Source organism: Rhodoligotrophos defluvii (assembly GCF_005281615.1).
In the GTDB taxonomy this organism is placed as follows: Bacteria; Pseudomonadota; Alphaproteobacteria; order Rhizobiales; family Im1; genus Rhodoligotrophos; species Rhodoligotrophos defluvii.
This window is the reverse complement of the sequence record NZ_SZZM01000008.1, coordinates 188846-215302: the sequence shown is the minus strand read 5'-3', so window position 1 is coordinate 215302 and position 26457 is coordinate 188846. Positions and strand designations below refer to the sequence as shown.

At 65.5% G+C, this 26457-nt stretch carries 24 protein-coding genes; 8 read left to right on the top strand and 16 right to left on the bottom strand.

Annotation, left to right across the window (positions count from 1 at the left end):
* Positions 1-49: 49 nt before the first annotated feature.
* Positions 50-1039, top strand: coding sequence for a TAXI family TRAP transporter solute-binding subunit (locus tag E4P09_RS24680; protein WP_137392313.1), 990 nt, complete (start codon positions 50-52; stop codon positions 1037-1039).
* Positions 1040-1206: 167 nt separating this feature from the next.
* Entirely contained in the window at positions 1207-3273 is a 2067-nt protein-coding gene (locus tag E4P09_RS24675; RefSeq protein ID WP_137392312.1) for a TRAP transporter permease, read from the top strand.
* Positions 3274-3284: 11 nt separating this feature from the next.
* Here the strand turns inward: E4P09_RS24675 and E4P09_RS24670 are convergent, their stop codons facing one another.
* The 4 genes from E4P09_RS24670 to E4P09_RS24655 all read right to left on the bottom strand — a co-directional run bounded on the left by E4P09_RS24670 (position 3285) and on the right by E4P09_RS24655 (position 6815).
* Complete coding sequence (locus E4P09_RS24670) at positions 3285-4487, bottom strand: benzoate/H(+) symporter BenE family transporter (protein ID WP_137392311.1); 1203 nt, start codon at positions 4485-4487, stop codon at positions 3285-3287.
* A 2-nt stretch (positions 4488-4489) separates the two neighbouring features.
* The gene (gene lhpI / locus E4P09_RS24665) at positions 4490-5452 is read right to left on the bottom strand and encodes a bifunctional Delta(1)-pyrroline-2-carboxylate/Delta(1)-piperideine-2-carboxylate reductase (protein ID WP_137392310.1); all 963 of its coding nucleotides are present in this window, start codon (positions 5450-5452) and stop codon (positions 4490-4492) included.
* Positions 5453-5536: 84 nt separating this feature from the next.
* Entirely contained in the window at positions 5537-6175 is a 639-nt protein-coding gene (locus E4P09_RS24660; protein WP_137392309.1) for a GNAT family N-acetyltransferase, read from the bottom strand.
* A 43-nt stretch (positions 6176-6218) separates the two neighbouring features.
* Positions 6219-6815, bottom strand: coding sequence for a hypothetical protein (locus E4P09_RS24655; RefSeq protein ID WP_137392308.1), 597 nt, complete (start codon positions 6813-6815; stop codon positions 6219-6221).
* A 177-nt stretch (positions 6816-6992) separates the two neighbouring features.
* Here E4P09_RS24655 and E4P09_RS24650 point away from each other — a divergent pair, with 177 nt between their 5' ends.
* Positions 6993-8045, top strand: coding sequence for a LysR family transcriptional regulator (locus E4P09_RS24650; protein WP_137392307.1), 1053 nt, complete (start codon positions 6993-6995; stop codon positions 8043-8045).
* Positions 8046-8160: 115 nt separating this feature from the next.
* Positions 8161-9183 carry a GTP 3',8-cyclase MoaA gene (gene moaA / locus E4P09_RS24645; protein ID WP_137392306.1) on the top strand — a complete coding sequence of 341 codons (1023 nt, stop codon included), beginning with the start codon at positions 8161-8163 and terminating at the stop codon, positions 9181-9183.
* A 20-nt stretch (positions 9184-9203) separates the two neighbouring features.
* Here the strand turns inward: moaA and E4P09_RS24640 are convergent, their stop codons facing one another.
* From E4P09_RS24640 to E4P09_RS24625, 4 genes are all read right to left on the bottom strand, one after another.
* Positions 9204-10493: an ATP-binding protein gene (locus E4P09_RS24640; RefSeq protein ID WP_205042303.1), complete on the bottom strand. Its 1290-nt coding sequence runs from the start codon at positions 10491-10493 to the stop codon at positions 9204-9206.
* Between the two features lie 17 nt (positions 10494-10510).
* Entirely contained in the window at positions 10511-11701 is a 1191-nt protein-coding gene (locus tag E4P09_RS24635) for an ATP-binding protein (RefSeq protein ID WP_170984631.1), read from the bottom strand.
* Between the two features lie 157 nt (positions 11702-11858).
* Positions 11859-13004: a 4-oxalomesaconate tautomerase gene (locus tag E4P09_RS24630; RefSeq protein ID WP_137392303.1), complete on the bottom strand. Its 1146-nt coding sequence runs from the start codon at positions 13002-13004 to the stop codon at positions 11859-11861.
* A gap of 108 nt (positions 13005-13112) precedes the next feature.
* Positions 13113-14501 carry a M20/M25/M40 family metallo-hydrolase gene (locus E4P09_RS24625; RefSeq protein WP_137392302.1) on the bottom strand — a complete coding sequence of 463 codons (1389 nt, stop codon included), beginning with the start codon at positions 14499-14501 and terminating at the stop codon, positions 13113-13115.
* Between the two features lie 112 nt (positions 14502-14613).
* On the opposite strand from E4P09_RS24625, the gene E4P09_RS24620 reads away from it, so the two are divergent.
* Both E4P09_RS24620 and E4P09_RS24615 read left to right on the top strand, forming a co-directional pair.
* Positions 14614-16161, top strand: a complete 1548-nt coding sequence (locus E4P09_RS24620; RefSeq protein ID WP_205042301.1) for an SLC13 family permease — start codon at positions 14614-14616, stop codon at positions 16159-16161.
* Between the two features lie 18 nt (positions 16162-16179).
* On the top strand, positions 16180-17256 hold the full coding sequence (locus tag E4P09_RS24615; RefSeq protein ID WP_170984630.1) for a universal stress protein: 1077 nt from the start codon (positions 16180-16182) through the stop codon (positions 17254-17256).
* On the opposite strand, the gene E4P09_RS24610 is transcribed toward E4P09_RS24615, so the two are convergent.
* The 7 genes from E4P09_RS24610 to E4P09_RS24580 form a co-directional block, all read right to left on the bottom strand.
* Positions 17253-17855 carry a cysteine hydrolase family protein gene (locus E4P09_RS24610; RefSeq protein WP_137392300.1) on the bottom strand — a complete coding sequence of 201 codons (603 nt, stop codon included), beginning with the start codon at positions 17853-17855 and terminating at the stop codon, positions 17253-17255. The genes E4P09_RS24615 and E4P09_RS24610 overlap by 4 nt on opposite strands.
* Before the next feature lie 19 nt (positions 17856-17874).
* Entirely contained in the window at positions 17875-18507 is a 633-nt protein-coding gene (locus E4P09_RS24605; RefSeq protein ID WP_137392299.1) for a LysE family translocator, read from the bottom strand.
* 9 nt (positions 18508-18516) lie between these two features.
* Positions 18517-19728, bottom strand: a complete 1212-nt coding sequence (gene apbC, locus E4P09_RS24600) for an iron-sulfur cluster carrier protein ApbC (protein ID WP_137392298.1) — start codon at positions 19726-19728, stop codon at positions 18517-18519.
* 41 nt (positions 19729-19769) lie between these two features.
* A complete protein-coding gene (locus E4P09_RS24595; protein WP_205042294.1) occupies positions 19770-20615 on the bottom strand; it encodes an IclR family transcriptional regulator in 846 nt (281 codons plus the stop codon).
* 184 nt (positions 20616-20799) lie between these two features.
* Positions 20800-21816, bottom strand: a complete 1017-nt coding sequence (locus E4P09_RS24590; protein WP_170984629.1) for an alpha/beta hydrolase — start codon at positions 21814-21816, stop codon at positions 20800-20802.
* Positions 21800-22537 (bottom strand): MBL fold metallo-hydrolase, encoded by a 738-nt coding sequence (locus tag E4P09_RS24585; protein ID WP_137392296.1) that lies wholly within the window; start codon positions 22535-22537, stop codon positions 21800-21802. Before E4P09_RS24585 ends, E4P09_RS24590 begins: the two co-directional genes overlap by 17 nt.
* Before the next feature lie 27 nt (positions 22538-22564).
* Positions 22565-23176 (bottom strand): glutathione S-transferase family protein, encoded by a 612-nt coding sequence (locus E4P09_RS24580; RefSeq protein WP_137392295.1) that lies wholly within the window; start codon positions 23174-23176, stop codon positions 22565-22567.
* Between the two features lie 311 nt (positions 23177-23487).
* On the opposite strand from E4P09_RS24580, the gene E4P09_RS24575 reads away from it, so the two are divergent.
* The gene (locus E4P09_RS24575) at positions 23488-24396 is read left to right on the top strand and encodes a histidine kinase (RefSeq protein ID WP_137392294.1); all 909 of its coding nucleotides are present in this window, start codon (positions 23488-23490) and stop codon (positions 24394-24396) included.
* Positions 24397-24502: 106 nt separating this feature from the next.
* On the opposite strand, the gene cobT is transcribed toward E4P09_RS24575, so the two are convergent.
* Entirely contained in the window at positions 24503-25531 is a 1029-nt protein-coding gene (cobT, locus tag E4P09_RS24570; RefSeq protein ID WP_137392293.1) for a nicotinate-nucleotide--dimethylbenzimidazole phosphoribosyltransferase, read from the bottom strand.
* 113 nt (positions 25532-25644) lie between these two features.
* Between cobT and cobS the strand changes: the two genes are divergently transcribed.
* Entirely contained in the window at positions 25645-26454 is an 810-nt protein-coding gene (cobS, locus tag E4P09_RS24565) for an adenosylcobinamide-GDP ribazoletransferase (protein WP_239025357.1), read from the top strand.
* The last annotated feature ends 3 nt before the right edge of the window (positions 26455-26457 follow it).

The window sequence follows — 26457 nt, the reverse complement described above, 5'->3', positions numbered from 1 at the left end:
GTGCAGCGTCATGCTCATAGGCTCAATGAAGAACAAATGGGGAAGGCTGATGAAGTTCATCGCTAAATCTCGTTGCCTGCTGGCTATGGTGGTTGCTGCGGCCGTTGCCGGCGCCACGATCGCGGTTGCGCAAACGCCCGCCTTTTTCCGTATCGGAACCGGTGGAACCGCCGGCACCTACTACCCAATTGGCGGCCTCATCGCGAACGCCATCTCGGCCACCAGCGGCCATGGCGTCGAAGGGCTGGTGGCCACCGCGGTCTCGTCCAACGGCTCGGTCGCCAACATCAACGCGATCCAGGCCGGCAGCATGGAATCCGGGTTCTCCCAATCCGACGTGGCTTATTGGGCCTATACCGGCACCGGCCTCTACGAGGGCAAGCCGAAGGTCGAGGATCTGCGCCTCATCGCCACGCTCTACCCCGAAACCGTGCACATCGTTGCGCGCAAGGATGCGAACATCAAGTCCGTGGCCGACCTCAAGGGCAAGCGGGTGTCTATCGACGAGCCCGGTTCCGGCACCATTGTGGATGCCCGCATCGTGCTGGCCGCCTATGGGCTCTCCGAGAAGGATATCCAGCCGGAATATCTGAAGCCGGGCCCGGCGGGCGACCGTCTGCGCGACAATGCGCTGGATGCCTATTTCTTCGTCGGCGGCTATCCCACCGGCGCGATTTCCGAGCTGGCCTCCTCCCACGGCATCACGCTGGTGCCGATCGACGGCGAGGGCCGCGAGAAGCTGCTGAACGAGTACAGCTTCTTCAACAAGGATACGGTGCCTGCCGACACCTATGCGGGCGTCGGCGAGACCGAGACCATCTCCGTCGCCGCGCAATGGGTGACCAGCGCCAAGCAGCCCGAGGAGCTCATCTACAACATCACCAAGGCCTTGTGGAGCGACGAAACCCGCAAGGAGCTTGATGCCGGCCACGCCAAGGGCAAGATGATCACCCTTGAGAATGCCACCACCAGCCTCGGCATTCCTCTGCATCCCGGCGCCGAGCGCTTCTACAAGGAAGCCGGCGTTCTCAATCAGTAGGAATGATTGGCAACTGCGCGCGGTCGTAACCCGTTGCAGACATGGCAGATCGTGGGCCGCATGTCGGAAGGCATGCGGCCCTTCGTGAAGCTGGGCCGCACTTTCGAGCCCGCCGGACCGGGCGCTGACACCAGCGGGGCGCGAGAGTGGCAAGCCAAGGACTTTTGATGACGAACGCGAACCAGGACGACGTTCATCTCGCCCCATTGGAGCTCGACGAGCAGAAGGCGCGCGAGCTCGAGGAGAAATTCGACTCCGAAATCCGCTTTCGCCCGCTGTCGAGGTTTCCGAGCCTCCTGGTAGGCGCCGCCCTCGTCGCCCTCTCGATCTTTCATTACTACACCGCCGGATTCGGCCTCCTCCCGGAGATGATCCACCGCGGCATTCACCTCTCCTTCGTGCTCGCCCTGGTGTTCCTCGTGTTTCCGTTCTCGAAGCGAGGCTACACGGAACCGGCGCGGGCCAGCATCCTGAGGCCGTTCGGCATCTCGATCCTGGACTGGATGCTGGCGATCCTAGCGGTGCTCGCGGTCATCCACGTGCCGCTCATCCCGCTGGACGAGCTGGCGTTCCGGGTCGGCAATCCGACCACGGCCGACGTGTTTTTCGGGGGGGCGCTGATCCTGCTGCTGCTCGAGGCGACCCGGCGCTCGGTCGGCTGGCCGTTGCCGGTCATTTCCATCCTGTTCATGGCCTATGCGCTGTTCGGGCCGCACATGCCGGGCATTCTCGTGCATCCGGGATCCACGGTTTCTCAGCTCATCGATCACCTCTACATGACCACCCAGGGCATCTACGGCGTCGCCCTCGGGGTGGTGGCGACCTATGTCTTCCATTTCGTGCTGTTCGGCGTGTTCGCCACCCGCATCGGCCTCGGGCAACTGTTCCTGGACTGCGCCGCCTGGGTAGCCGGCCGCTTTGCCGGCGGGCCGGCGAAGGTGTCGATCTTCGGCTCCGCCCTGTTCGGCATGATCTCCGGGTCCTCCGTCGCCAACACGGTCACGGTCGGCTCGCTCACCATCCCCGCGATGATCAATCTCGGTTACAAGCGCCACTTCGCGGCGGCGGTCGAGTCCGCTGCTTCGACCGGTGGCCAGATCACGCCGCCCATCATGGGCGCCGCCGCCTTCATCATGATCGAGTTCCTGGGCCTGCCATATACGACCATTATCCTCGCGGCGGTCGTGCCCGCATTCATGCATTTTCTTGGCGTGTTGGTGCAGGTGCACTTCGAGGCCAAGCGCAACGGCCTGCGCGGCTTGCGGCCGGACGAGATGCCCGACGTGAAAGCCGCCCTCAAGCGGGACTGGCCCACCATCATCCCGCTCGTCGCGCTGCTCACGGTGCTGCTGATGGGCTATACCCCTTATCTCGCGGCGTTCTGGGGGATCACCCTGTGCGTCGCCGTAGGCCTGCTCAATCCGCGCAATCGCATGGGCATCGGCGATATTCTGGCCGGCCTGCGGGATGGCGCGAAATACGCCCTTGCGGTGGGCGCGGCTGCGGCCACGGTGGGCATCATCGTCGGCGTGGTGACCCTGACCGGCGTCGGCTTCAAGATCTCCTATATCGTCACCTCCACCGCCGCGGACATGGCCGCCTGGTTCGGCACGATCGTGCCGCCTGACGTCTTCGGCCCCAAGGCGCTGACCCTGTTGTTCACCCTGATCATGACCGGCATTGTCTGCATCCTCATGGGCTGCGGCATTCCGACGACCGCCAACTACATCATCATGGCCACGATCGCCGCTCCTGCCCTCGGGCTGCTCGGGGTCGAGCCGATCGTCGCCCACTTCTTCGTGTTCTACTATGGCGTGCTCGCCGACATCACGCCGCCGGTGGCGCTGGCGGCCTACGCGGCGGCGGGCATGGCGGGCGCCGATCCGTTCCGCACCGGCAACACCGCCTTCCGCCTGGGGCTGGGCAAGGTGCTGGTGCCCTTCGTGTTCGTCTTCTCTCCATCGCTGCTGCTGGTCACCAAGGACTTCACCTGGACGGCTTTCAGTCTGGCCTTTCTCGGCTGTGCGGCAGGCATCGCCTGTCTGGGGGCGGCCCTGTCCGGCTATCTGCTGGCCAATCTGAAGGCCTGGGAACGCTTGCTGCTCGGGCTCGCCGCCATTCTGCTGGTCGCGCCGGAGCTTTATTCCACGCTTCTCGGCGTGCTGCTGATCGTGCCGGTGCTGATCCGGCAAGTCAGCGCCTATCGCGCGGGCGAGGCGGAGGCGGCCACCTGAGCCTCGGCCGCTCAGGCCTGGGCACGCCAGCGCGCCAGCCCATAGATCGCCCCACCCGCAACGAGGCCCCAGAATGCGCCGCTGATGCCGAACAGGCTGAGGCCTGAAGCGGTCACGAGGAAGGTGACCACCGCCGCCTCCCGGTCTCTCGCTTCCGCCATGGCCGCCATCAGCGCCGTGCCGAAGGCGCCGAGCAGGGCAAGGCCGGCCACCGCCTGAATGAGGATCGGCGGCGAGGCGGCCAGCAAAGCGGTGGCCGCCGCGGCGCAAAGGCCGAGCGCCACATAGGTGATGCCCGCCACGACAGCCGCCCAATACCGCCGCTTCGGGTCGGGATCGGCGTCCGGCCCCGCGCAGATGGCCGCGGTGATGGCGGCCAGGTTCATGGCATGGCCGCCGAACGGCGCCGCTAGCATCGTGCCGATGCCGGTCCAAGTGAACAGGGGGCCGGGATCGGGCCGATAGCCATTGGCGTTGAGCACCGCCATGCCGGGAATGTTCTGGGACGCCATGGTCACGATGAATAGCGGCAAGGCAATTCCGATCATGGCGGGCAGGGAGAAGCTCGGCCACACCGGCACGAGCCGCGGCCAGATCGAGCCGATCGCTTCGCCTGAAAGCTCGGTCGACAAGGCCAACAGCATGACGGTGACCAGCACCGCCACCGGCACCGCATAAAGCCGCTTGAAGCGCGCCACGATCGCCCAGGTGGCGATGATGGTCAGCGCGAACAGCGGCATCTCGCCCACCGCCTTCACCGGCGCCAGACACAGGCCCAGCAGCACGCCCGCCAGCATCGCATTGGCGAGTGGAGCCGGGATCGCGCTGACCGCCCGCCCCAGCGGCCGCCACAAGCCAGCACCGATGATGAGCAGGCCCGTCGCCGCGAATGCGCCGACCGCTGCAGGAAAGCCCCCTTCCACCGCGCCCGAGGTCGCAAGCAGTGCCGCCCCCGGCGTCGACCAGGCGAGGCTGATCGGCATGCGGCGGTTGAGGCTTAGGAAAACGGCGATGATGCCTTTCACAACCGCCACGGCCATCAGCCCGGATGCCGCCTCGGCCTGAGAGGCGCCCACCGCCTGCAGGCCGGCGATCACCACGGCGAAGGAGCTGGCAAAGCCCACCAGCGCCGCCAGCAGGCCGGCGGCGACGGCCGGCACCGATGGACCCGATTTCGCACGCTCGGCCTCCGGATTGGCGGTGCCGCTCGTCATGGCTACACCGCACCCACCAGACACAGCCGGTCCCGCACATGCATGGCGGTGAACAGGTCGAGATGGCCACCGCCACCGTTCTTGAACAGGGTGATCTCCCCCGGCGATTTCCGCCCCTCTACTCTGCTCTGGCAAAGATCGAACAGGTCGCCGATGATATCGCTCCGTTCGATCACGCCGCGCCGCAAAGGCTCGCCGAGGTCTCCCGGCTGGTCGATGCCATAGCGGCGGGAGTCGCAATAGAGCCGCGACCGCCGCACCGCTTCATCGTCGCACTCGCGCATGGCGGGCGTGAAGCTGCCCACCAGATCGAGATGTTGGCCAGGCTTGAGCCACGCGCCGCGAATATAGGGCGTGGTCGCCGCCGTGGCGCAACTTATGACATCGGCCTCACCGACGGCCGCATCCAGCTTCTCGGCAACCTCCGCGGCGACCCCGGAACCGCAGAGTTCTGCCGCAAGCGCCCGGGCCTTGCGCGGCGTGCGGTTCCACACCAGAACCCGGCGCAGGCTGGGCCTCACCGCCAGGTGGGCACGCACGAGATAGGGCGCCAGCGCCCCTGCCCCGCACACCAGCAGGGTCTCGACATCGGGCCGGGCCAGAAGCTTGGCGCCGAGGCCGGAGTCAGCAGCCGTCTTGTAGTAGGTGAGCACCGTTCCGTCGATGAGCACGGCGGGCGAGCCGGTTTCGCCGTCAAACAGGATATAGGACCCCTGCACCGCCGGCAGGCCGGCTGGTTTTCTGGGGTTGGCCGGCATCACCGTGACCAGCTTGCAGCCGAACGCTTCCCCCGGCGTCCATGCCGGCAGCACGAAGAACGTGTCCGGGGTCTCGCCCTCGCCTTCATGATGTAGTTCCGAGCGGTCATCCAACGGCTCGGGGAGCCGATGCTTGGCGGCCAACGCCTCGACCAGGCCTTCGAAGCGCAGGAGCCGGTGAACAGTCTCCGCATCGACAATTTGCATCAGGTGCCCCTATCTCGACTGGGCACGATTATAGATCGCCTCCGCGAGCTGCGAAGCCTGATAAAAGTTATATTGATTGCCGGCTCAGCTTGCCGCGGCGGTTGGGGTCGTCCGCATGACCGACCGGTCGAGCACGCCCGGCTTGTCCCACTGCCCTTCCGGCCGGATGAGCACGTAAGGGTCCGTTTCCAGCGTCAGGGCCTCGGGATGGGGCTCTACCTCGATCACGATCTCGGTATAGCGATAATCCGAGAAGACGAGCTCGCGACGCGGCTCCACCGGCTTGCCGCCGAAGCGCGACCAGAAGCTTACCAGGGGATCCTGCGCATGGCCGTAGATCTTGGTGTAGCCCTTCATCCGGCACAGCTCGATCGCCGCCTTGGCCATCGTGATGGCCATGCGCGACTTGCGATAGGCTTGCCGGACGGCAAAGCGCTCCAACTTGGCGAACCCTGCGAAATAGCGGATGCGCATGCAGGCGACCGGCTCATCGCCGATGAAGCCGAGAAGATGCGACGCCGAGAAGTCGTTCCCGTCGAACTCCTCCTCATACGGGCAGTCCTGCTCGCTGAGATAGACCGCTGAGCGGATCGCGAAGACCTTCATCAGGTCCTCTATGCAATCCGCGATCTTGATCCCGATCTCCCTCTCGTTCGTGAAGGGTGACCGTTGGCCGCTCTTCCGATAGGTGTTGAAGGAGTAGCTGGCACCGAACCTGCTCATTCCCTGCTCCATTTACGCCTTACGCCGCCATGCCACCTTACGTTTATACAACAAAAAGACTCGCTTTGCGATTGATCAATCGTCGATAACGGTACAGTGGCTTCTCGCCCCGCGCACCATCAAAAATACGCTCGAAACATAGCGCCTGCATGAGATGCAGTCCCGAGACCGACGCTGGTCTTGCATAAACGTCTGCATGGCAATAAGGCTTTCGCTTCAATATTTCCATGATTTTCGGCAATCCTGCGATCGCCTTGCCCGGGGCGACGACGCCCCAGACGTAAATGCCTGCCGGTTGCTCGCCCGGTAGACTGAGGTGAGCCAAATCCGGATCTGCGGCATTGAACTCACCCATCTTGAGTCGTTTCACCCCCTCTTGGTTCAACATCAGGAGCGCAACATAGCCCAGCGGCTTGAACTTCTTGGTCTTGTCGTACCGGCCGATCGCATAGGCGGATTCTGGATGATGCTGAAGAATCCGCTCGACCACATCGAAGCTGGCGATCTCATTTCCGAAATGCCGGACTGCAAGCTGATAGAGAACATTGACGTCTTCCTGCCGGACAGTGCGGATCTGGATGCCTTTCGGCAAGCTGTTTACGTCGAGATAATCAAGCTCTCTCGGCTTATTTACGCTCATTACCTACTTCCTGGCCCCGAAGCTCTCTATCGCACCGGCCCCCTATTGCCAAACCAGTGATTGACATTTTTCGTGTCAGGTGGCTTGGAAATAATGGTGCGCTCTTAAGAGCGAAGTCATAGACTGAGCATAAGCCCAGGAAGTGATTGAGATTTACCCATACTTCGGAGGGGCGCCTTGCTGAAAAATATGGAGCGCCGTGCTGCAGAACTGACCCACCCCGCCGATCCGGCTGCACAACCGGACTGGGATGACTTGCGCCTTTTTATCGCGGCTGCCGAGAGCGGCTCGCTGAGGCAGGCTGCGGAACGGCTCAAGATCAGCTCCTCGACGATCGTGCGGCGGATCGACAAGCTGGAAGCGACCCTGCAGGTGCGGCTGTTCGACCGCCTGCCCGATGGGGTCGAGCTCACCCCGGCGGGCGCGGCCATCCTCTCCCATGCCAAGCGCATGGAAATGACCTCCTACGAGCTGCTGCGCGCCGTCCAGGGAACCGACACCAATCCCTCCGGCCTCGTCCGCGTATCGATCACCGAGGGCCTCGGCACCTATTGGCTCGCCCCGCGCCTGGTCGAGCTGCAACGGACCAATCCGAAGCTGATCATCGAGCTGAAATGCGCCATGGAGAGCGCCGACGTGCTTCGCATGGAAGCGGATATCGGCATCCAGTTCACCCGGCCCACCAACCCCGACCTCAAGGTCACCAAGCTGGGGCGGCTGCATATCTACCCCTTCGCCTCCAGCGCCTATATCGCCGCCTTCGGCATGCCGCGCTCGCGCGAGGACATTCTGCGCCATCGGCTGGTGGACCAGAGCGCGCCGCAGTTGGAGGACGGCGTGGCGGCGCGCTTCCTCGGCATCGACAATCCCGAGGGCATCGTCGCCATCCGCACCAATGCCAGCACGGCCCATTACCACGCGGTGGAAAAAGGCGCCGGCATCGGCGGGCTTGCGACCTATGCTGCCGTACTCTCGGATGACTTGCAGCCGATCGACGTCGGTTTCCACCATTCGGTCGATATCTGGATGACCTACCACCCGGACGTGCGCAGCTCGACCCGCGTGTCGATCATGATCGACTGGCTCAAGGAGACGTTCTCGCCCCAGCGGTTCCCCTGGTTCCGCGACGAGTTCATCCATCCCCGCGAGCTGCGCCGGCTCAAACCCGACGGCTGGAAGGTCAATCTCGTCCAGCACATGCCGACCATTTTCGAGGTCAAGTCTCCTTGATCGCATCGGATCTGGAGATCTCGGGGCTTCTGCACCTATATAAGGGTGAGGATTCAGCACGAGGCCACCGTCAAGGTGGCCGCATGATGTGCGCGGGGCGGACAGGCAAGAGGCGATGACAGTTCATCCAACGGATTTGCGCAGGCAGATGGTCGACCCGTTCGGCCGCCATATCACCTATTTGCGCGTTTCGGTGACCGACCGCTGCGATTTCCGCTGTGTCTACTGCATGGCGGAAAACATGACCTTCCTGCCCAAGCGCGAAATCCTCACTTTGGAGGAGCTCGACCGGATCTGCTCCGCCTTCATCGCCAAGGGCGTGCGCAAGCTGCGCATCACCGGGGGCGAGCCGCTGGTGCGCAAGGACATCATGACCCTGTTCCGCGGCCTCAAGCGGCATCTCGACAGCGGCGCGCTCGAGGAGCTGACGGTCACCACCAATGGCAGCCAGCTCGGCCGCTATGCTGCCGAGCTTTATGCGTGTGGGGTCAGGCGCATTAACGTGTCGCTCGACACGCTCGATCCCGACCTGTTCCGCAAGATCACCCGCTGGGGCGACCCGGACAAGGTGATGGCCGGCATCGCCGCGGCACGGGCCGCCGGGCTCAAGGTCAAGATCAACATGGTGGCGCTCAGAGGCGTCAACGAGGACGAGATTGCCGACATGTTGGTCTGGTGCCACGGGCAGGACATGGACCTGACCCTGATCGAGACCATGCCCCTCGGCGATATCGATGGCGACCGGACCGACCAGTACCTGCCGCTCTCGCTGGTCAGAGCGCGCCTGCGCGAGCGCTTCACTTTGGAAGATTCCGCCCACCGCACCGGCGGCCCCGCACGCTATGTGACCGTGCGCGAGACAGGCGGGCGGCTCGGCTTCATCACGCCCATGACCCACAATTTCTGCGAAAGCTGCAACAGAGTGCGGCTGACCTGCACCGGCACCTTGTTCATGTGTCTCGGCCAGGAGGACGCGGTCGATCTGCGCGCGCCCCTGCGCGCCTCCGACGGCGACCAGCGGCTCTATGAGGCGATCGATGCCGCCATTGCCCGCAAGCCCAAGGGGCATGACTTCGTGATCGACCGCCGGCACAAGAAACCGGCGCTCAGCCGCCACATGTCGGTGACCGGCGGCTGAACGCCGGCGCCCCCCTGCCCTCAGGGGTGAAAATCCGCCTGCCCGTTCGCGCACCTTTGCGGGCGCCCCGCCCGGTCGAAACGCCGCCCGATCTGCGCCAGCCATGGCCTTAGCCGGGGCATGAGCCTGCCCATATAGGTCATGAGCGTCGGCTTCGGGTCATCCCGCGTCCAGGTGATGTGCATGTCCGCCGTGAGGCCCGCGCGTATCGCATCGCCGAGCCAGGCGAGCGCGCCCTTGAGGCCCACGTCCCCTTGGGTGACGGCGTGCCACAGGCCCGCGAGATCGCCATAGGTCCAGGCAAAATGGACCGATCTTTGCTCGCGCTGGAGCGGCACGGGGTGCTCGGGCTGCGCCTCGGCAAGCGCGAGGCAGAGCCGGGTGAGCGGCATGCCGGCAGCTTCCACCAGGGCGTAATTGGCGCCCAGGCGCGGATTGATCTCGAGGAAGCAGCGGGCGCGGGTCGTCTCGTCGAACAGGAACTGGGCACAACCGATACCAGTGTAGTCCAGCATGTGCACCAGGCGGTGGACATCGCGCGAAAGCTCTGGGATATCCGCGATGCTCGTGCCCTCGACGGCAAGGCCGCTGCCATCCACCCGGTCCGACCGCAGAATGCACACATGCTGCTCGTCGACGATCCGGCCGTTGCGGGCGGCAAAATAGACATTATAGCGGCGGCCGCTGAAATGCCGCTGCAGCAGCATCGGCCCCGCTGCCTCGAACAGCTCGGCCGGATAGCACGCGAGCTCTTCCCGGCTGGCAACCGTGATCGCCTTGAGCGTGCCGAAGCGGCTGCCCGGGGTAAGCGGCCGTATCACCAGCGGAAAGCCCACCTGTATGGCCGTCGCGTCCAGGACATCGGCATTCGATGCAACCGCATAGGGCGGGCAGTCCAGTCCGGCTCTTGTGGCGAGGTCGAGCATGCCGGTCTTGTCATGGCAGCGCCGAACGATGGCCGGGGCGGGCGTCGCCAGCCGAACTTCGCGGCTTGCCAGCGCTTTCCAGTTCGCGGCCAGCACATCGACCATGGGCTCGCTGACCGGGATGATGGCGACCACATCGCCCTGGGCGTCGATGAACGACAGCAGAGCCGCCATGAAGCCTTGGTCGCTGGGCGGCGGCGCGTCCCAGATCAGGCTGACCGCGCGGGAATACTCGAGCAGCGGCTGCTGCTTGTTGGCATTGACGGCCACCCGGTAGCCCAGGGCTTTGAGCTTGCGCGCCACCGTCAGCGCCGGCCGGTAGTTGCCGAGGATCAGCACCGTACCGGTCTCGCCGCCAGGCCGCATTGTCCATTCTGCCGGCACCCGTCCCTCCCGATCATTTATTGAGATTTCCGCGCAGCGCCTTGAGGCTTTATCCATCGGATCAGCCGGCCCGCGTATGTCATAATGGTGGGCTTCGGATCATCCTTGGCCCAGGTCACGTGCAGATCGGCCTTGACGGCCGCCGTGATCGCCCGCACCGCCCAGGCAAGCGTCTCGCCGAGGCCGATCTGGCGCCGGATGATCTCGTGGACCAGCCCCGCGAAGTCCCCGTAGCTCCAGACGAAATGGACCCGCTTCCGGCGATCCCGCCCGGCCAGCCTCGGCACCACGGGATCAGATCCTGCCAACAGCAGGCACAGATGGGTCAACGGCATGCCGGCCGCCTCGACGAAGGAGTAATTCGCCCCAAAGCGTGGGTTGATCTCAAGGAAGCAGCGGCTCCGGGCCTTCTCGTCGAAAAGGAACTGGGCGCAGCCCACCCCCGTGTAGCGGAGGGCGCGCGCGAGCGCGTGCACATCCTTCGACAGCTCCGGCACATCCGGAATGGTCTCGCCCTCGACCGTCAGGCCGCTGCCATCCGCCCGGTCGGACCGGAAGATGCGCGCATGCTGCTCGTCGACCACGCGCCCGTCGAAGGCGGCGAAATAGACGTTGTAGCGGCGACCGGTGAAATAGCGCTGCAGCAGCATGGGGCCGGCCGCCTCGAACACCGCCATCGGATAGCCGTCGAGCTCTTCGGCACTGTTGAAGGTGATGGCCTTGAGCTTGCCGAAGCGGGTGCCTGGCGTGAGCGGGCGGACCACCAGTGGAAAGCCTACTTGGCGAGCTGTGGCCGCCAGCGCAGCTGCATCCGGCGCGACCGCATAGGGCGGGCAATCCAGGCCGGCGACGGTGGCGATGTCCAGCATGCCGGTCTTGTCGTGGCACTGCCGAACAATGCCCGGCGGCGGCATGGCAAGCCGTATGTTGCGGCTGATCAGCGGTTGCCAATTGGCCACCAGCAGGTCGAGCATGGCTTCGCTCACCGGCATCACCGCGACAATATCGGGATTGGCATCGACGTAAGACAGCAGTGCCGCGGCAAAAGCCTCGTCACCCGCCGGCGGCGCATCCCAGACCTTGCTTACCGTCCGCGAGTACTCCGCAAAGGGCTGATCGGGGTTGGCGGTCACCGCCACCTGAAACCCGAGCGCGGCAAGCGTCCTGGCGGCGGTCAGGGCCGGCCGGTAGTTCCCGAGGATCAGCACGGTGCCGCCCCGGTCCCCCCGCCAGGGCAGCGCGCGTCGGCCAGGGCTCGCAGCGACCTGCGCAGCTCGGTGTTGCTCTGCGGCGAACGCTTCATCGGAGCTTGTGCGGGCCAGGTCTTTGTCTTTGGGTAAGGCGGAATTCCGCATGATCAGGTCCTCACGCGCTCTGGTGAGCGAGGCCACTGGGGACCGGCGCCGCCACCGCTTCGACAACCTGCCGCGGCACATAGACGAAGCCGTCGAACAGCCGCCGCGCGGTGCGCACCAGGGATGCACGGGCGATCGGCGAGCGATTGGCGCCCGCACGGCGGAGCTCGATCTCGATCTCGAGCTTGCCCACGGGATGCTCGATGCCGACGATGCCCGCCTCGCGAACGGGCTCGCGCACGAGCTCATGCACCACGCTGCCATCGAGGCAGGAGGCCACCGCCAGGCACAGGCCGCCGGTCACCGGATAGCTCTCATGCGCCGTCCGCGGGGTGAAATAGCGCGACAGCACCACCCCATCGCCGCGCGGCCTGGCCACCACGGCGATCTTGGGCACCACCGATCCCGACACGTCTCCGAGGCCGGCGCGCCGGCCCGCCTCGAGCCGCAATGCCTCCATCCGGTCGAAAACCGCGCGATTAGCGGTCAGAACCGCCGGAGGTTCGTTGCCGTCAAGCCCCAGGTCCTCCGCGCGCACGAACATGACCGGGACGGCGTAGTCGACCACAGAGGTCTCGACGCCGTCGATCACATCCCGGATATGGCCGGTGGGAAGCAGCGCGCCGGTGACCGCGCCTTCCGAGTCGCTGAAATTGAGACGCACCGGAGCGCCGGTGCCCGCGACGCCGTCGATGCGGCAGTCGCCCTTGTAGGTGGCGATACCGTCGGGCGTCTCTATCATCGCCTCGATCACCGCGTCGGTGTTCACATTGTAGATGCGCAAGCTTGTGCGCGGTGACTGTGCTTCGACGAGCCCCGCCTCCAGCGCATAAGGCCCGACCGCGGCGAGCATGTTGCCGCAGTTCGGCTTGGTGTCCACCTGCGCCCGCTCGACATTCACCTGCGCGAACAAATAGTCGAGATCGGCATCCTCCCGCTCCGAAACGGAGACGATCGCAACCTTGCTGGTCAGAGGATTGCCGCCGCCGATGCCGTCCACCTGCAGCGGGTTGCCGCTGCCCATGGCCGCGACCAGCACCGCATCCCGCATGGCAGGGTCGGCGGGCAGATCATTCCGGTTGAAGAACGCGCCGCGCGACGTTCCGCCCCGCATCATGACGCAGGGGATGCGGATCTGATCGACTGCAAGCTTCATCCGGCCTCTCCCGCTTGACCCGCCATCGGTCTCCGGGCGGCGCGTGCCAGTTTGGCGCGTCTGCCGTCCAATGCGATGACCGGCCCTGCGAAAGCCGTGCCAGGTGGACTACGCCCTTAGTCGACCCAGGATACGCGCCCAGCTGCGAATGCCGTGATGGAAGCTCGCCACGTCATATTTTTCGTTTGGGCTGTGGATGCGGTCATTCGGCAGGCCGAAGCCGATCAACAGGCTGTCCATGCCGAGCATGTTGCGGAAGGCGCCCACGATGGGAATGGACCCGCCGCAGCCCATCATCACCGGCGCCTTGCCGAATTCTTCCGTGAGCGCCTCGGCTGCCTTGTTCAGTTGCGGATTGTCGGTCGGGATCTCGATCGCCGGGCTCGCGCCGAAGCCGATGAACTCCGCCTTGCAATCGCTTGGGATCGCGCCGCGGACATACGCGCGGAAGGCCTCCCGGATCTTCAGCGGCTGCTGCTTGCCGACCAGGCGGAACGATACTTTGGCCGAGGCCTTCGACGGGATCACCGTCTTCGAGCCGGCGCCCGTATAGCCGCCCCAGATGCCGTTGACATCGCAGGTGGGCCGTGACCACAGCTGTTCCAGAACGGAGCGGCCGCGTTCCCCTGCCGGTATGGCCAACCCGATCTCGCCGAGGAACTGCTCGGCGGAGATATCGAGCGCGTTCCACTGGTCGCGAATCTCAGGCGGCAATTCCTCCACGCCGTCATAGAAGCCGGGAAGCGTAACCCGGCCGTCCTCGTCGTGCAGCCCGGCTAGCACCCGGGCGAGCACCCGGATCGGATTCCGCGATGGCCCGCCATAGAGCCCGGAATGCAGGTCCATGGCCGGCCCGGTGATGGTCACCTCATCCATGACGAGACCGCGCAGCCGGGTGGAGATCGCTGGCGTTTGCGCGTCCCACATGTTGGTATCGCAGACCAGCGCCACGTCCGCTTTCAGCTCTTCCGCATTCGCTTCGAGGAAGGGCAGAAGGCTGGGGCTGCCCGTCTCTTCCTCGCCCTCGAGCAAGACGGTGACATTGACCGGCAACGCACCCTCGGTCGCGAGCCAGGCGCGCGCCGCCTCGATGAAGGTCATCAGCTGCCCCTTATCGTCGGCAGCGCCGCGGGCGACGATTTGCTTCTCCCCATCCGGGCCGGTGGCGATGCGCGGCTCGAAGGGCGGGGTCACCCACTGGTCCAGCGGATCCGGCGGCTGCACGTCATAATGCCCGTAAAACAGCACCCGGGGAGCATTCGGGCTGCCTGCCGCGTTATAATGGGCGACGACCATGGGCCGGCCAGGGGTCGGCCGCACCGAAGCATCGAAGCCCAATCCGGCAAGCTCTGCCACCAGCCACTGTGCAGCACGCTCGCAGTCCTGCGCATAGGCCGGGTCGGTGGAAACGCTCGGGATGCGCAAGAGCTCGAACAGGCGGTCGAGGCTTTGATCGAGCCCCTGGTCAATATGAGACAACACGGTTGAGTCTGGCATTTTTCCCCGCATACGGTCGCGATAGCATGAAAGGGCGGCGCAACCGGTAATTATCCATTTGCAGGTCAGGGATAGTGTCAGCTGTGTTCGGGGCGAGCAAGAGGCAATCCCAGTGTCAAGCCTGACATTGGCCCATGATAGTCTGCAGGCGCATGAGCCATCCGCCGGGTGGTCCACCTGGCTCATGCGCCAGGGCTACCAGCGGCTGCTGGTGCTGCGCTCGCAGGTAGACCTCTATTATTTCTGGGAGAAGCGCTGGTTCTTCATCGTGCTCGCCGTGGGCGCGCTGATGCTGTCCTTCTCCCCGCCCACCGGTCTCAGCCGCGAAGGCTGGGTGATGCTCATCATGTCGGGCGCGGCAACCGTGCTGTTCATCACCCATCCGGTGCCGTTGCCCACGGTGGCGCTGCTGATCATCATCGGCCAGGTGGTGCTGGTCGGCCTCGATTCCGACATCGTGGCCGGCAACCTGATGACCGACTCCGTGCTGTTCATCATGGGCTCGCTCATGCTGGCCGTCGCGGTGGTCAAGCAGAAGCTGGACAAGCGCATCGCCTGGAGCATCGTGCGCATCACCGGCACGCGCACGGTGAATGTCTGCTTCGGCATCTCGGCCGTATGCGGCCTCATGGCTTCGTTCATCGGCGAGCACACGGTGGCGGCGATGATGCTGCCGGTGGGCATCACGCTCATATCGCTCACCGCGCAGAACCCGGCCCGCATCCGCAAGCTCAGCGCCTTGATCCTTTTCTCGATCGTGTTCGGCTGCACCACCGCCGGCATCGGCACGCCCTCGGGTGGCGCCCGCAATGCCATTATGATCGGCTATTGGCAGGAGTTCTTCTATAAACCCGCCGATCCTTCGACCCGGCGCTACGTGGTCGACTACCTCACCTGGATGCTTTACGGCTATCCGCTCTTCATCGCCCAGCTGTTGTTCGTCACCCCCATCCTCTATCTCACCTTCCGGCCGGAACGGCGCGATCTGGCCCGGGCGGTCGCCAAGCTCAGGCTGCAGATCGAGATGGAAGGGCCGATGCGGCCGGGCGCCTGGCTTGCGGTGGGCATTTTCCTGCTCGTCATGATCGGCTGGATCACAGCCTCGCAGATCATCGGTATGGGCACGGTCGCGCTGCTCGGCACCTGCGCCTTCCTGGTGACCGGACTGGTGAAATGGGAAGACATCAACAGCGGCGTGAACTGGGGCGTGGTTCTGCTCTATGCCGCCGCCATCTCGCTGGGTGTCGAGATGCAGGCGACGGGCGCGGCCAGCTGGCTTGCCGATCAGGTCTTCGCCCTGTTCGAGCCGCTGGGGCTTGGCCGGGGTCTGGGCCTTCTGGCCGGCATCGCCTTTCTGACCGCGGCGGTCGCCAACACCATGGCACCGGGCGCGGCTGTCGCCGTGCTGGGGCCGATCGTGCTGAAGCTTGCGGTGCCGACCGGCGCCGACCCGATCCATGTCGGCTTCATCACCGCCTTCGCCTCGGCCTTCGCCTATCTGGCGGTTGCCAGCTCGCCGGCCTCGACCATCGTCTTCTCCTCAGGCTATCTGCAGATCTCCGATTTCCTGCGCGTCGGCTGGCGCATGGCGTTGATGTCGATGATCCTGTTGCTGCTGCAGGCCGAATTCCTATGGCCCCTCATTGATCGTTGGCGTTAAGCTTCACCGGCCATGAGGATGTTCGATCAACTCAGGACAGCACTCGGCCTGTCCGCAGACAGCGGCGCTGCCACGGGCACGCTGCCGCGCCGGCGGCGGCCGCCCTCCCATCACGAGAAGGCGGTGCAGCGGGAGATCGACGAGCTGCGCCGCCGCCGGCGGGAGCGCTTCCGCATTCTCGTCTGCATCGATGGCTCGGAGGAATCCCATGAAGCGGTGCGCATGGCCGCCTATCTCGGCGGCAAGGATGAGTGCGACATCATCCTGCTCTATATCCGCCACGTGGACCACGGGCTGGCCTCGGGCGGCCTGCAGGTGCGCGTCGCCCGTCAGAACATGCTCGACTGGGGTATCGAGCTGCCCGGCATCCGCGATCTGCGTGAAGGGCTCGAGCTCCTGAAACAGGAGGGCATCACCCCCGAGGGCTGGAAATTCACCATCGCGCACACCGATGTGTGGGGCGACCCGCTGGGCGACAACAAGGTGGAATATCGCGACGAGACCACCGGGCGCAGCATCGTTCTCAAGCTCAAGACCGCACCCGACGCGGCGAGCGGCATTCTCGACCAGTACGAGCTCGGGCCCTACAACCTGATGATCCTGGGCGAGCCGTCGCGCTGGCGGCACGAGGCCCGCTCGCTGCTCTTCGGGGTCGGCGTGGTGCAGAAGGTGGTGATGCTGGCCCCCTGCTCCGTTCTGGTCGCCCGCAAGAGCAGCCAGCAGAAGACCGGCTTCTTCATCTGCACCGATGGCAGCGCCCGCTCCATGGACACCGTGAAGCGCGCCGCCGTTCTGGCCCATGCCTGCGGCGCGCCGATCACCCTTTTCGCCGTGGCACCGACGCTCAAGAACCGCGCGGCGGCGCGCGAGGCCGTGGATAACGCGCGCGCTCTGCTCAAGGGCATGCGCATCGATGTGGCACAGACCAAGGTGGCCGTGGGCGATCCGGCCGAGCAGATCATCCGCTACGGTTCGAGCCACAAGCTCATCGTGGTGTCGGACGAGGGACGCACCCGCCTGCAGCGGGTGTTCAAGGGCTCGGTTTCCTATGCGGTGGTGCGCGATGCCCGCACCTCCGTGCTGGATGTTCGCTAAGCCTCACGAAAAGCCCCGGCATCCCTGACCACCAGCGCGAACCGGTCGGCAAGCTCCGCCAGGGCGACGCGGTGGACCAGGTGCCCGCTCACCGTTTCGCCGTCCATATCGGGCAGGTCGCGCGACGCACAGGCAGACTCCACCACGGTGGTGGCATAACCCAGGTCGAGCGCCGCGCGCACGGTGGAGCTCAGGCACATGTGAGTCATGAAGCCGGCGACCACCAGAGGGCGTTGCCCGTCCTGCTGCAGCACTTCGCCAAGCGATGTCTTGGCGAAGGCATTGGGCAGCGGCTTCTCGATGACGATCTCGCCAGGAGCCGGCGCGAGGTCGCGAATGATCTGTCCTCGTGCCGCGTCCCGGTCGAACAGGCCGCCCGCCTTGCCCTTATGGGCCACGTGAATGATGCGGGCGCCGGCAGCACGCGCCTTGATCAGCAGGGCGGCCGCGGCATCGACGGCTTCGTTGATCCCGGCCAGCGGCAGGGCGCCGGATTGATATTCATTCTGATAATCGATCAGCACCAGGGTGCTGTTGGCGAGCTCGGGCGGCGCAAGCTGCGCGCCGGCCATTTGCAGCAGGGTCTTCGGTGCACTCATCAAGCATCCCCTCGACAGATCAACGGCGGACGCCGGAGGCAGCCAGCATGCCGGCGAAAACCAGCATGGCGCCCCCTGTCGCCCGCTCCTGCCACAGCTGAAGACGCGGCCGGGCGGCGAGCCAATGTCCCGCACGGGCAAAGGCATAGGCCTGAAAGAGGCACCAGACAAGCGCGCCGGCGGTGAACAGCCCGCCCAGGATCAAGAGCTGCCTGGTCATGGACCCGCGGCCGGGATCGGCGAATTGCGGCAGAAAGGCAAGGAAGAACAGCGAGATTTTGGGGTTCAGCAGATTGATGGCCGCGCCCTTGGCCATGAGGTGCAACGGCTGCACTGTCCCAATTTGGGTCAGACGCGTCTGGCTGGCGGACATGAGCATGCGGACGCCGAGATAGGCGAGATAGGCCACACCCGCCCAGCGCACCGCTTCGAACAGGATGGGGGACGCCACGAACAGCGCCACGACGCCGAAGGCGGTGGCGAAGGCCTGGACGGCCACGCCGGTCACCGTGCCGAGCGCTGCCCACAGACCACGGCGCAAGCCGCCGGACATGGCCGTGCCGCCGATATAGGCCATGTCCGCACCGGGCGCGACGTAGACCGCAAGACACGCAAGCCCGAAGGCGGCCAAAGTTGCGGGATCGATGAGCATCTTAATGCCTCACTCGATGATGATGCGCGGTGCCTTGCGGCCCTGGCTGGCGCGGCCCTCGGTGATTTGCGACCAGACCTCCCGGGCGATCTGCCCAAAGATCTGGGCATGCACGCTCTCGGGCGCGGAGACGACAATGGGCTGACCTGCGTCGGAGCGCTCGCGCACGGCCATATCGAGCGGTACCTCGCCGAGGAACGGCACGCCCAGCCTGTGCGCTTCTTCCCGCGCGCCGCCATGGCCGAAGATCTCCGACCGCTCGCCGCATTTAGGGCAGATGAAATAGCTCATGTTCTCGATAAGGCCCAAGACCGGCACGTCCACCTTGCGGAACATGTTCAGTCCTTTGCGAGCGTCGATCAAAGCGAGATCCTGAGGGGTCGACACGATGACGGCGCCGGCGAGCGGCACCTGCTGCGCCATGGTCAGTTGGGCATCGCCGGTTCCGGGCGGCATGTCCACCACCAGGATGTCCAGCTCGCCCCACGCGACCTCGCGCAGCATCTGGGTTAGCGCCGACATCACCATCGGCCCCCGCCAGACCATCGGGGTCTCCTCTTCGACCAGGAAGCCCATGGACATCACCTTCAGTCCATGACCTTCCATGGGAAGCAGGGTGCGGCCGCCGGCGGAGCGCGGCTTGCCGGTGATGCCGAGCAGCCGTGGCATGGACGGTCCGTAGATGTCCGCATCCAGCAGGCCGACCCTGAGGCCGTTGGCCTTCAGCGCCAGGGCGAGGTTGACCGCCATGGTCGACTTGCCCACCCCGCCCTTGCCTGACGCCACCGCGATGATGTGGCTGATGCCGGGCACGGCGCCACCTTGCCGCGCTGGCCGCTGGCCCGGCGCGCCGGCCGTGGCGCCGCCCGTTCGGGCAGGAGCGCCTGGGCGGGGCGAGAATGGCGGCGGATTGACCGTACGGGCGCCTGCGGCGGGCGGTTGCGGCGGGGCGGCTGGCCTGGTGCCGGAGGGGGCCTCCGCCGTGAGCGCCACCATCACCTGCTTCACGCCACTGAGCTGGCTCACAGCCTTCTCCGCCGCCTGGCGCAAGGCCTCCATCTCGCGGGCCCGTGCCGGATCGATGCTCAAGGCGAAAGTCACCGTGCCGTCACGGATGACGATTTCCGAGACGAGCCCCAAGGCAACGATATTGCTGGTGAGGTCCGGCCCGCGCACCTTGGCAAGCTGCGCGAGCACCTGGTCTTTGGTGATGTCAGTCATCGGCCCGTTGCTTTGTCACGGGTCGGCGCTGACCCTCTATATTACACGGAGCGCCCGCCGACCTCGGCCGTAATCTCGGCTGCAATCGTCTTCACCGCAAGCCCAAGACCGGCAAGCCGGCCATCGGTGAGACGTGCGCTCGGCCCCGAGACGGACAGAGCGGCCAGCGGCGCGCCGTGCTCGTCGCAGATCACGCTGGCGATGCAGCGCAGCCCGACCGCCGTCTCCTCGTTGTCGATGGCATAGCCCCGGCTGCGGATCGCCGCCATCTCCCGGCGCAGAGCGTCAATGGTGGTGAGCGTGTTCGGCGTCTCTCGCCTGAGTTCCTGACCCATGAGGATGCGGCAGGCATCGCTCTCCTTGAGATGGGCCATCAGCACCTTGCCGCAGGCGGAAGAATGCAGCAGCGTCCGCCCACCTGGGCCCACGACCGCGCGCATCATCTTCTGGCATTCGACCTGGGCGAGATAGACCACCTCGCTCCGATCGTGAATGGCGAGATTGACGGTCTCGCCCGCCTGCTCCATCAGCCGCCGCATGAACGGCCGCGCCATGGACACGAGATCGCGCGAGCGCACGAAAGCCGAGCCGACGCGGAACGATTGCACCCCGATCAGCCAGGTGGACCGCTCCTGGTCGAACCGCACATAGCGCTCGTTTTGCAAGGTGGTGAGCAGGCGGTGGGCGGTGGATGTGGGCAGGCCCACCTCGTGGGCAACCTCGCTGAGCGACAGGCCCTGCGGGTGATGCGACAGGGAGTTGAGCAGCTTGAGCGCACGGCTGAGGGACTGCACCTGACCCGAGGCGCGCAAGATGTCCTTGCTGGGAACAAGAACCTCGAGCCGCCTCCGCTCCTCCTCGGTCGACAACCTGGCAATCATATTCATGTGCGGCAGCCTTCCCTGACACTTGCGCCGATAGCCGCTCGGCGGTGAACCGTCCGAGGGCTCGCCTCTGGGTGGCTCGCCGCTCGGTTGGCCCGCCACTCGGTGCCCTGCCACTCGCAGGCTCATCGTGCGGCAACTGCGCCCCTATTTCCAACTTTTATAGTTATGAATTCGCCGGGTCAAGCTATCTGACGCGCTCGGCCACCGAGCCGGGCGGCAATTCGCGGCCCGAGGGCAACGGCGCAGCGTGATTTTCGATCCAGCTGAGGATGTCGCGGTAGACGGTCTCCCGCTGCTTGTCGTGCAGCAGCATGTGCCAGCCCTGGTCATAGTAAGCCAGGGTGCGCGGCCCGCGCAGCGAGGCCATGACCGCGGCGGTTGGGCCCTTCGGCACCAGCTGGTCATTGGCGCCATAGAGATAGAGCAGCGGCGTCTTCAGCCTGGGGGCTATGGAATAGGCCTCGTCCATGAGCGTGACCAGGCCGTAGACCGAATCGAACCGGGTCTCGCGGATATAGAGCTCGTCTTTGCCCATCGCGCGCAGCACGTCGATATTGTCGGTGGGCCAGATGTCCAGCCCGCTGCCGGTCGCGGTGGCTGCCGGCGCCGTGTGCGCGACAAGCCAAAGGGCAGATTTGTAGAGCGGGTTCATGGCCTGCCAGCCCCAGATCGCGGGCGCCACCAGGATCGCTCCGGCTGCGTCCAGCCCCTGGCTGAGCGCCACCATGGTGACCGCCCCACCCATGGACATGCCCATCACATAGACCGGCAGCTTGGGATGCTGCGCTTTGATAAGGGCTGTCACCGTCTTGAGGTCATCGACCAGCACGTCGCTGCCCGGCCAGATGCCCCGTTGCGCGGTTTTCCCGAAGCTGCGCTGGTCATAGGCGTAAACCGTGACGCCACGCTTCGCGAACCAGGGCGCAGCCAGGGCGAAGTCGCCGCTATAGGCGTTGAACCCGTGCACGGCGATCATCACTGCCTTGGGGCGCTTGGCGGCCCAGGTCGTAAGCGGCAGGCGATAGCCATCCGCCATGACGGCCGCGTCCTTTTCCAGATGCGGCTCGAGGCGGATATCGGCGCGCAGCTGCAGCTGGGGCGCGCAGGCCGTAAGCCCGCCAGCCGCCAAGCCCAGGATGAGAGCTGCTGCCAGGATGGCACGGGCGATCAGGCCGAGGCCGCCGTCAGAGGGTGACCACACCGCCATCCTCGGCCATTTCGAAGGTGATCTCGTTGCGCTTGGCGAGCACGTCGCGGCCCATATGGGTCAGCATCATGCGGCGTGCGCCGAACCTGTCCCGCCGCGCGAGCAGCGTCTTGTAGCTGAGGTGATAGGGCACGTCCTGGTCGTGAGCGTAGCACTCGCACACGAACAGGTCCGCATCCCGCGCAATCGCGTATAGCGCGTCCGTCCACTCCGTGTCGCCGGAATAGGCGAAGACCTTGCCGCCGCATTCCAGCCGCAACGCCGTGGCCGGAGCACCCGACGGATGGATCACCTCGCGGCTCTCGACCCCGATGCCGCAGATATCGCGCGGCCGGCTGCCCGGCGCGATTTCCACATAGTGGACCGCGAAACGGCGGTTGGCGGTGCTCGAACCAGGGAACATGGCCTCGCATAGCGCCCTCACCCGTACCTCCATGCCCGGGGGGCCCACGATGGTCAACGGCTCCGTGCGCCGGGTGACGAACTGGCATTCCAGCAGGAAGAAGGGCAGTCCGCCGAAATGATCGCCATGCAGGTGGCTCAGGATGATCGCACCGATCGGGTTGGGATCGATATTGAGCCGGTTCATGGCGACCAGCGACGACGCGCCGCAGTCCACCAGCACGGTCGCGGTGGCGGTCTCCAGATGAAAGCAGGTGTTGAACCGCCCGCCGCTGCCGAAGGCATCGCCGGTTCCGACGAACGTGACCTTCATCGATGCCTCGGAAGCACAAAAATGGGTTCAGGCCTTGGCGCTTGGCCGTGCGGAGACGCGGTCATGCCAGTCTTTCAAATGCGGATGCTGCTCGGTCAGCGCCAATTTGGCGAGTTTCATGAAATCGACCGCGACCAGGGCCGTGATATCGGCCACCGAGAATCGGTCGCCGGCAATGAAGGGCCGATGTTCCATCTCGCGGTTCAAAAAGTCCAGCATCCAAGCGGCCTTGTCGCGGTTTGCCTCGCCCCACGCTGGAATCTGCGGCTGCTCGAGGGGCGCCATTTTCGGATGGGTATGGCGGAACGCCTGGGCCACCGGGTCCAAGAGGCGCTGCTCGACCCGTCGCTGCCACATCTCGACCATGGCCTTCTCGAAAGGATCCCGGCCGAACAGAACGGGCTCGGGATGGAGCTCCTCGAAATAGCGGCAGATGGCGATCGTCTCGGCGATCACGCGGCCGTCGTCAAGGACCAGGAAGGGCAGCCGTCCGATAGGGTTAAGCCTGAGCATCTCTTCCGTGAAATGCTCCTTGGCATTGATGTCGACCTGGACGCGCTCGACCGTGATGGCCTTCTCGGCGAGAAAAACGCGCACGCGGCGGGGATTGGGCGCCCTGCCCTCCTCATAAAGCTTCATGGAGTCCCTGCTTCATTGCTCAGCTGCCGAAAATACGAATGAAATTGATGTTACTTCGTTAACCAGCTCCGGGAAGCGCTTCTTAATCCCCTCAGCCCTAGCATGCCCATACGGCACGCGCTGATCGTGATGGGGGCATCGCGATCGGCCGGCATGCCCATCAGCCATTCGGGTTCCGAGCCATCAATGACAAACAAGCCCAACTGGGCCTGCGCCCTCGATTTATCCAGATGACAGCTGAGCACCCGTCCAAGCCATCCGCGGTTCACCGGATTAACCTTCCGGCTCTTGCGGCTGAGCCACCGGCGCCCATGGCCACCATTCGCGGGAAGGTCTGGCTTCCGCTGTTCGCCGCCGATCAGTTGCGTTGGGGCTGGACGACACCCGCGCTGGCCCTGATCGGGATGTTTCTGGCTGCGCTCGCCGGCCGCTCCACCGAAGCCCTGCTTTGGCTGGCCGGCGTCTTCATCGCCAAGGGTCTTCAGCTCATCATCTGTCGCCGCATCGCAACGGCAACGTCCCCTGCGGGGAATGGCCGGCCGCTGCTCGGCTGGCTTGTGGCCGCCGGCGCGCTGCTTGGTCTGGTCTGGTCGCTGCTGCTGATAATCCTGCCCGGAGCAAATCACGACCTCCAGTTTTCCGTGGTAGGGATTGTTCTTCTTGCCGCCGCAGGCCTCGCCATGTCTGTCTTGCGCTGCGGGCTCTCGGGACGCGCCGAATTGCAGCAGGCGCCCCCCGCGCAAGATGAAGATGTAATCTCCCCAGCCGTGCTCGCGCGCGCCACGCGGTATGCCCTGCGCGATCAGGCCCGCGCGCGGGATATCGCGGTCAATGTCGCACTGGAACCCGGCCTGCCCCTGCTTGCTGGCGAGCGCGCCAGCCTGCAGCGTCTGTGGACGGTCCTTGCGGCCCGTGGTCTCGCCGGCTGCCCCGATGGAGGGCAGATCACCATGAGATGCGGCCTCAACAATCTTGGAGGTATTAGACTTACGGTTGCGAGCGACGGTGGTCATTTGCCCGAAAGCAGCAGGCTCGCAGCGGCTGGAACCCTGGCGGGCCGCCACCAGGCGTCGCTCTCTGCCGCAACGGCTGTCGGGGGCGGAACCATCCTGACCGTCGATTTTCCACCCTGGCAGACGGTCGATCCGACGCCGGTCGAACGCCGGCCGCTGGTGCCGCCGACCACAGGCCAGCGGCTGCTGATGGCCGTGACCCAATGAGCAGCCCCAGAGCATTTCGAGCGAAGTGGATACCGGTTCGCATAAAGAAAATGCGACCAAGCAAGAACTTGAGACACGGTTTCGCGGTTCGGAAAAGCGGAACGCTCTACGGCTTCGGCCCGCTCACCCCGGCTTCCGCGAAAGTGGCCATGCCGCGATGGATCTGCGCGGCGGATTTCAGCACGCCCGCCGCAAGCGCCGCACCCGTAGCCTCGCCCAGCCGCATGTCGAGATCGAGCAGCGGCTGCTTGCCCAGGCGCTCCAGCAGCCGTCCGTGGGCAGGCTCGGCGGAGCGGTGCCCGGCAACGCAATGGTCAAGCGCATCCGGCGCGATGGCATGCAGCACTGCGGCGGCGGCACAGCACACGAAACCATCGAGCACCACCGGCACCTGCCGCATGCGCGCGCCGATGATCGCACCGCATATGGCCGCGAATTCGCGCCCGCCCAGGCGCGTCAATATGGCCAAGGGATCGCCTGACGCCTCCGCGTGCAGCGCAACCGCCCGGCCGACCACCTCGGCCTTGCGGCGGATCCCCGCCTGATCGAGCCCGGTGCCGGGCCCCACCCAGTCCATGGGCTCGCCGCCGAACAAGGCCAGGCACAGGGCCGAGGCAATGGTGGTGTTGCCGATGCCCATCTCGCCGAGGCACAGCAGGTCGAGCTGGGCCGCCACTGCCTCGAAGCCATAGACGAGGGTCGCCGCGCATTCCTGCTCGCTCATGGCCGCTGTTTCGGTGATATCGCCGGTCGGCACCTCCAGCCCGAGCTCGAACACCTGCAGGCCGAGGCCCAGGCTCTCGCAGATCTGATTGATGGCGGCGCCGCCGTTCCGGAAATTGCTGACCATCTGAGCGGTCACCGACTGTGGATAAGGCGCAACCCCTTGCGCCACAACGCCGTGATTGCCGGCATAGACCACGACCATCGCCTGGCGTATGGAAGGCGGGTGCTGACCTTGCCAGGCCGCAAGCCAGGCGGCGAGGTCCTCCAGCCGGCCGAGCGAGCCGGGCGGCTTTGTGAGCGCCTTCTGCCGGGCGCGTGCCGCCTCAGCCGCTGCCTGGTCCGGTCCGGGCAGGTTGCGGACCAGGTCGCGAAGCTCGTCGAGGGGGCTGAGGTTGAGCGAATCTGTCATGAAAAAGCCGTCCGACGGTGATGATTGGGCGCGCTTTCGACAGCGCCATGGCTCACCGCTATAGCCGCTGCCGTGGCAGCTTGAAAGCTTGAGCCTTGCAGGATGGATGAAAAATGCCGCGCAGTGATGGCCGCAGCCCCTGGTTTGACCTGTCCCTCTGGATCGAAGACAGCCGCCTGGCGCTCGGCCTGCTGACGCGCCTGCCGGTGCGCGGCGCCGACTTCAGGGATGGAACGTTCACCCGTGCCATGCGCGCCTTTCCGGTCGCGGGCATAGTGGTTGGCCTCATCACCGGGCTCGCCTTTGCCATCGCCGTGGAGCTTGGGCTTTCGCCGTTTCTGGCCGCCACGGTGGCGGTTGCCGGCAGTTTGCTGCTGACCGGCTGCTTTCACGAGGATGGGCTGGCCGATACGGCCGACGGGCTCGGCGGCGGCGCAACACGGGATGCCAAGCTGACCATCATGCGCGATTCGCGCCTGGGCACTTATGGCGCCTGCGCGGTGGTTCTGGCGCTTGCCCTCAGGGTTGGCGCCATCGTGCAAATCTCCGATTTCGGCGGCTGGGCCAACGTGATCGTCGTGCTGGCGGCTGCCGGCGCCTGGTCGCGGGCCCTGCTGGTGCGGCTGTTGGGCACGACGCCACCGGCCCGCACGGATGGGTTCTCCGCTGCGGCCGGCATGCCCGAACGTCGCACCACCCGCCAAGCACTGGTCTTGGGCGGGGTCGTCGCGGGATTTCTCGCCTTCTGGAGCTTTGGTCTGTTCGCGGCCGGCGCGGCCCTGCTCCTGTCCTATGCCGTGTTCCTTCTTGTCCGTCGGCTTGCGAATGCGCAGATTGGTGGCCAGACTGGTGACATTGCCGGGGCGGTGCAGCAGGCTGGCGAGATCATTTTCCTGCTTGCCATTGCCGCGAGCCTGCCGTGACAG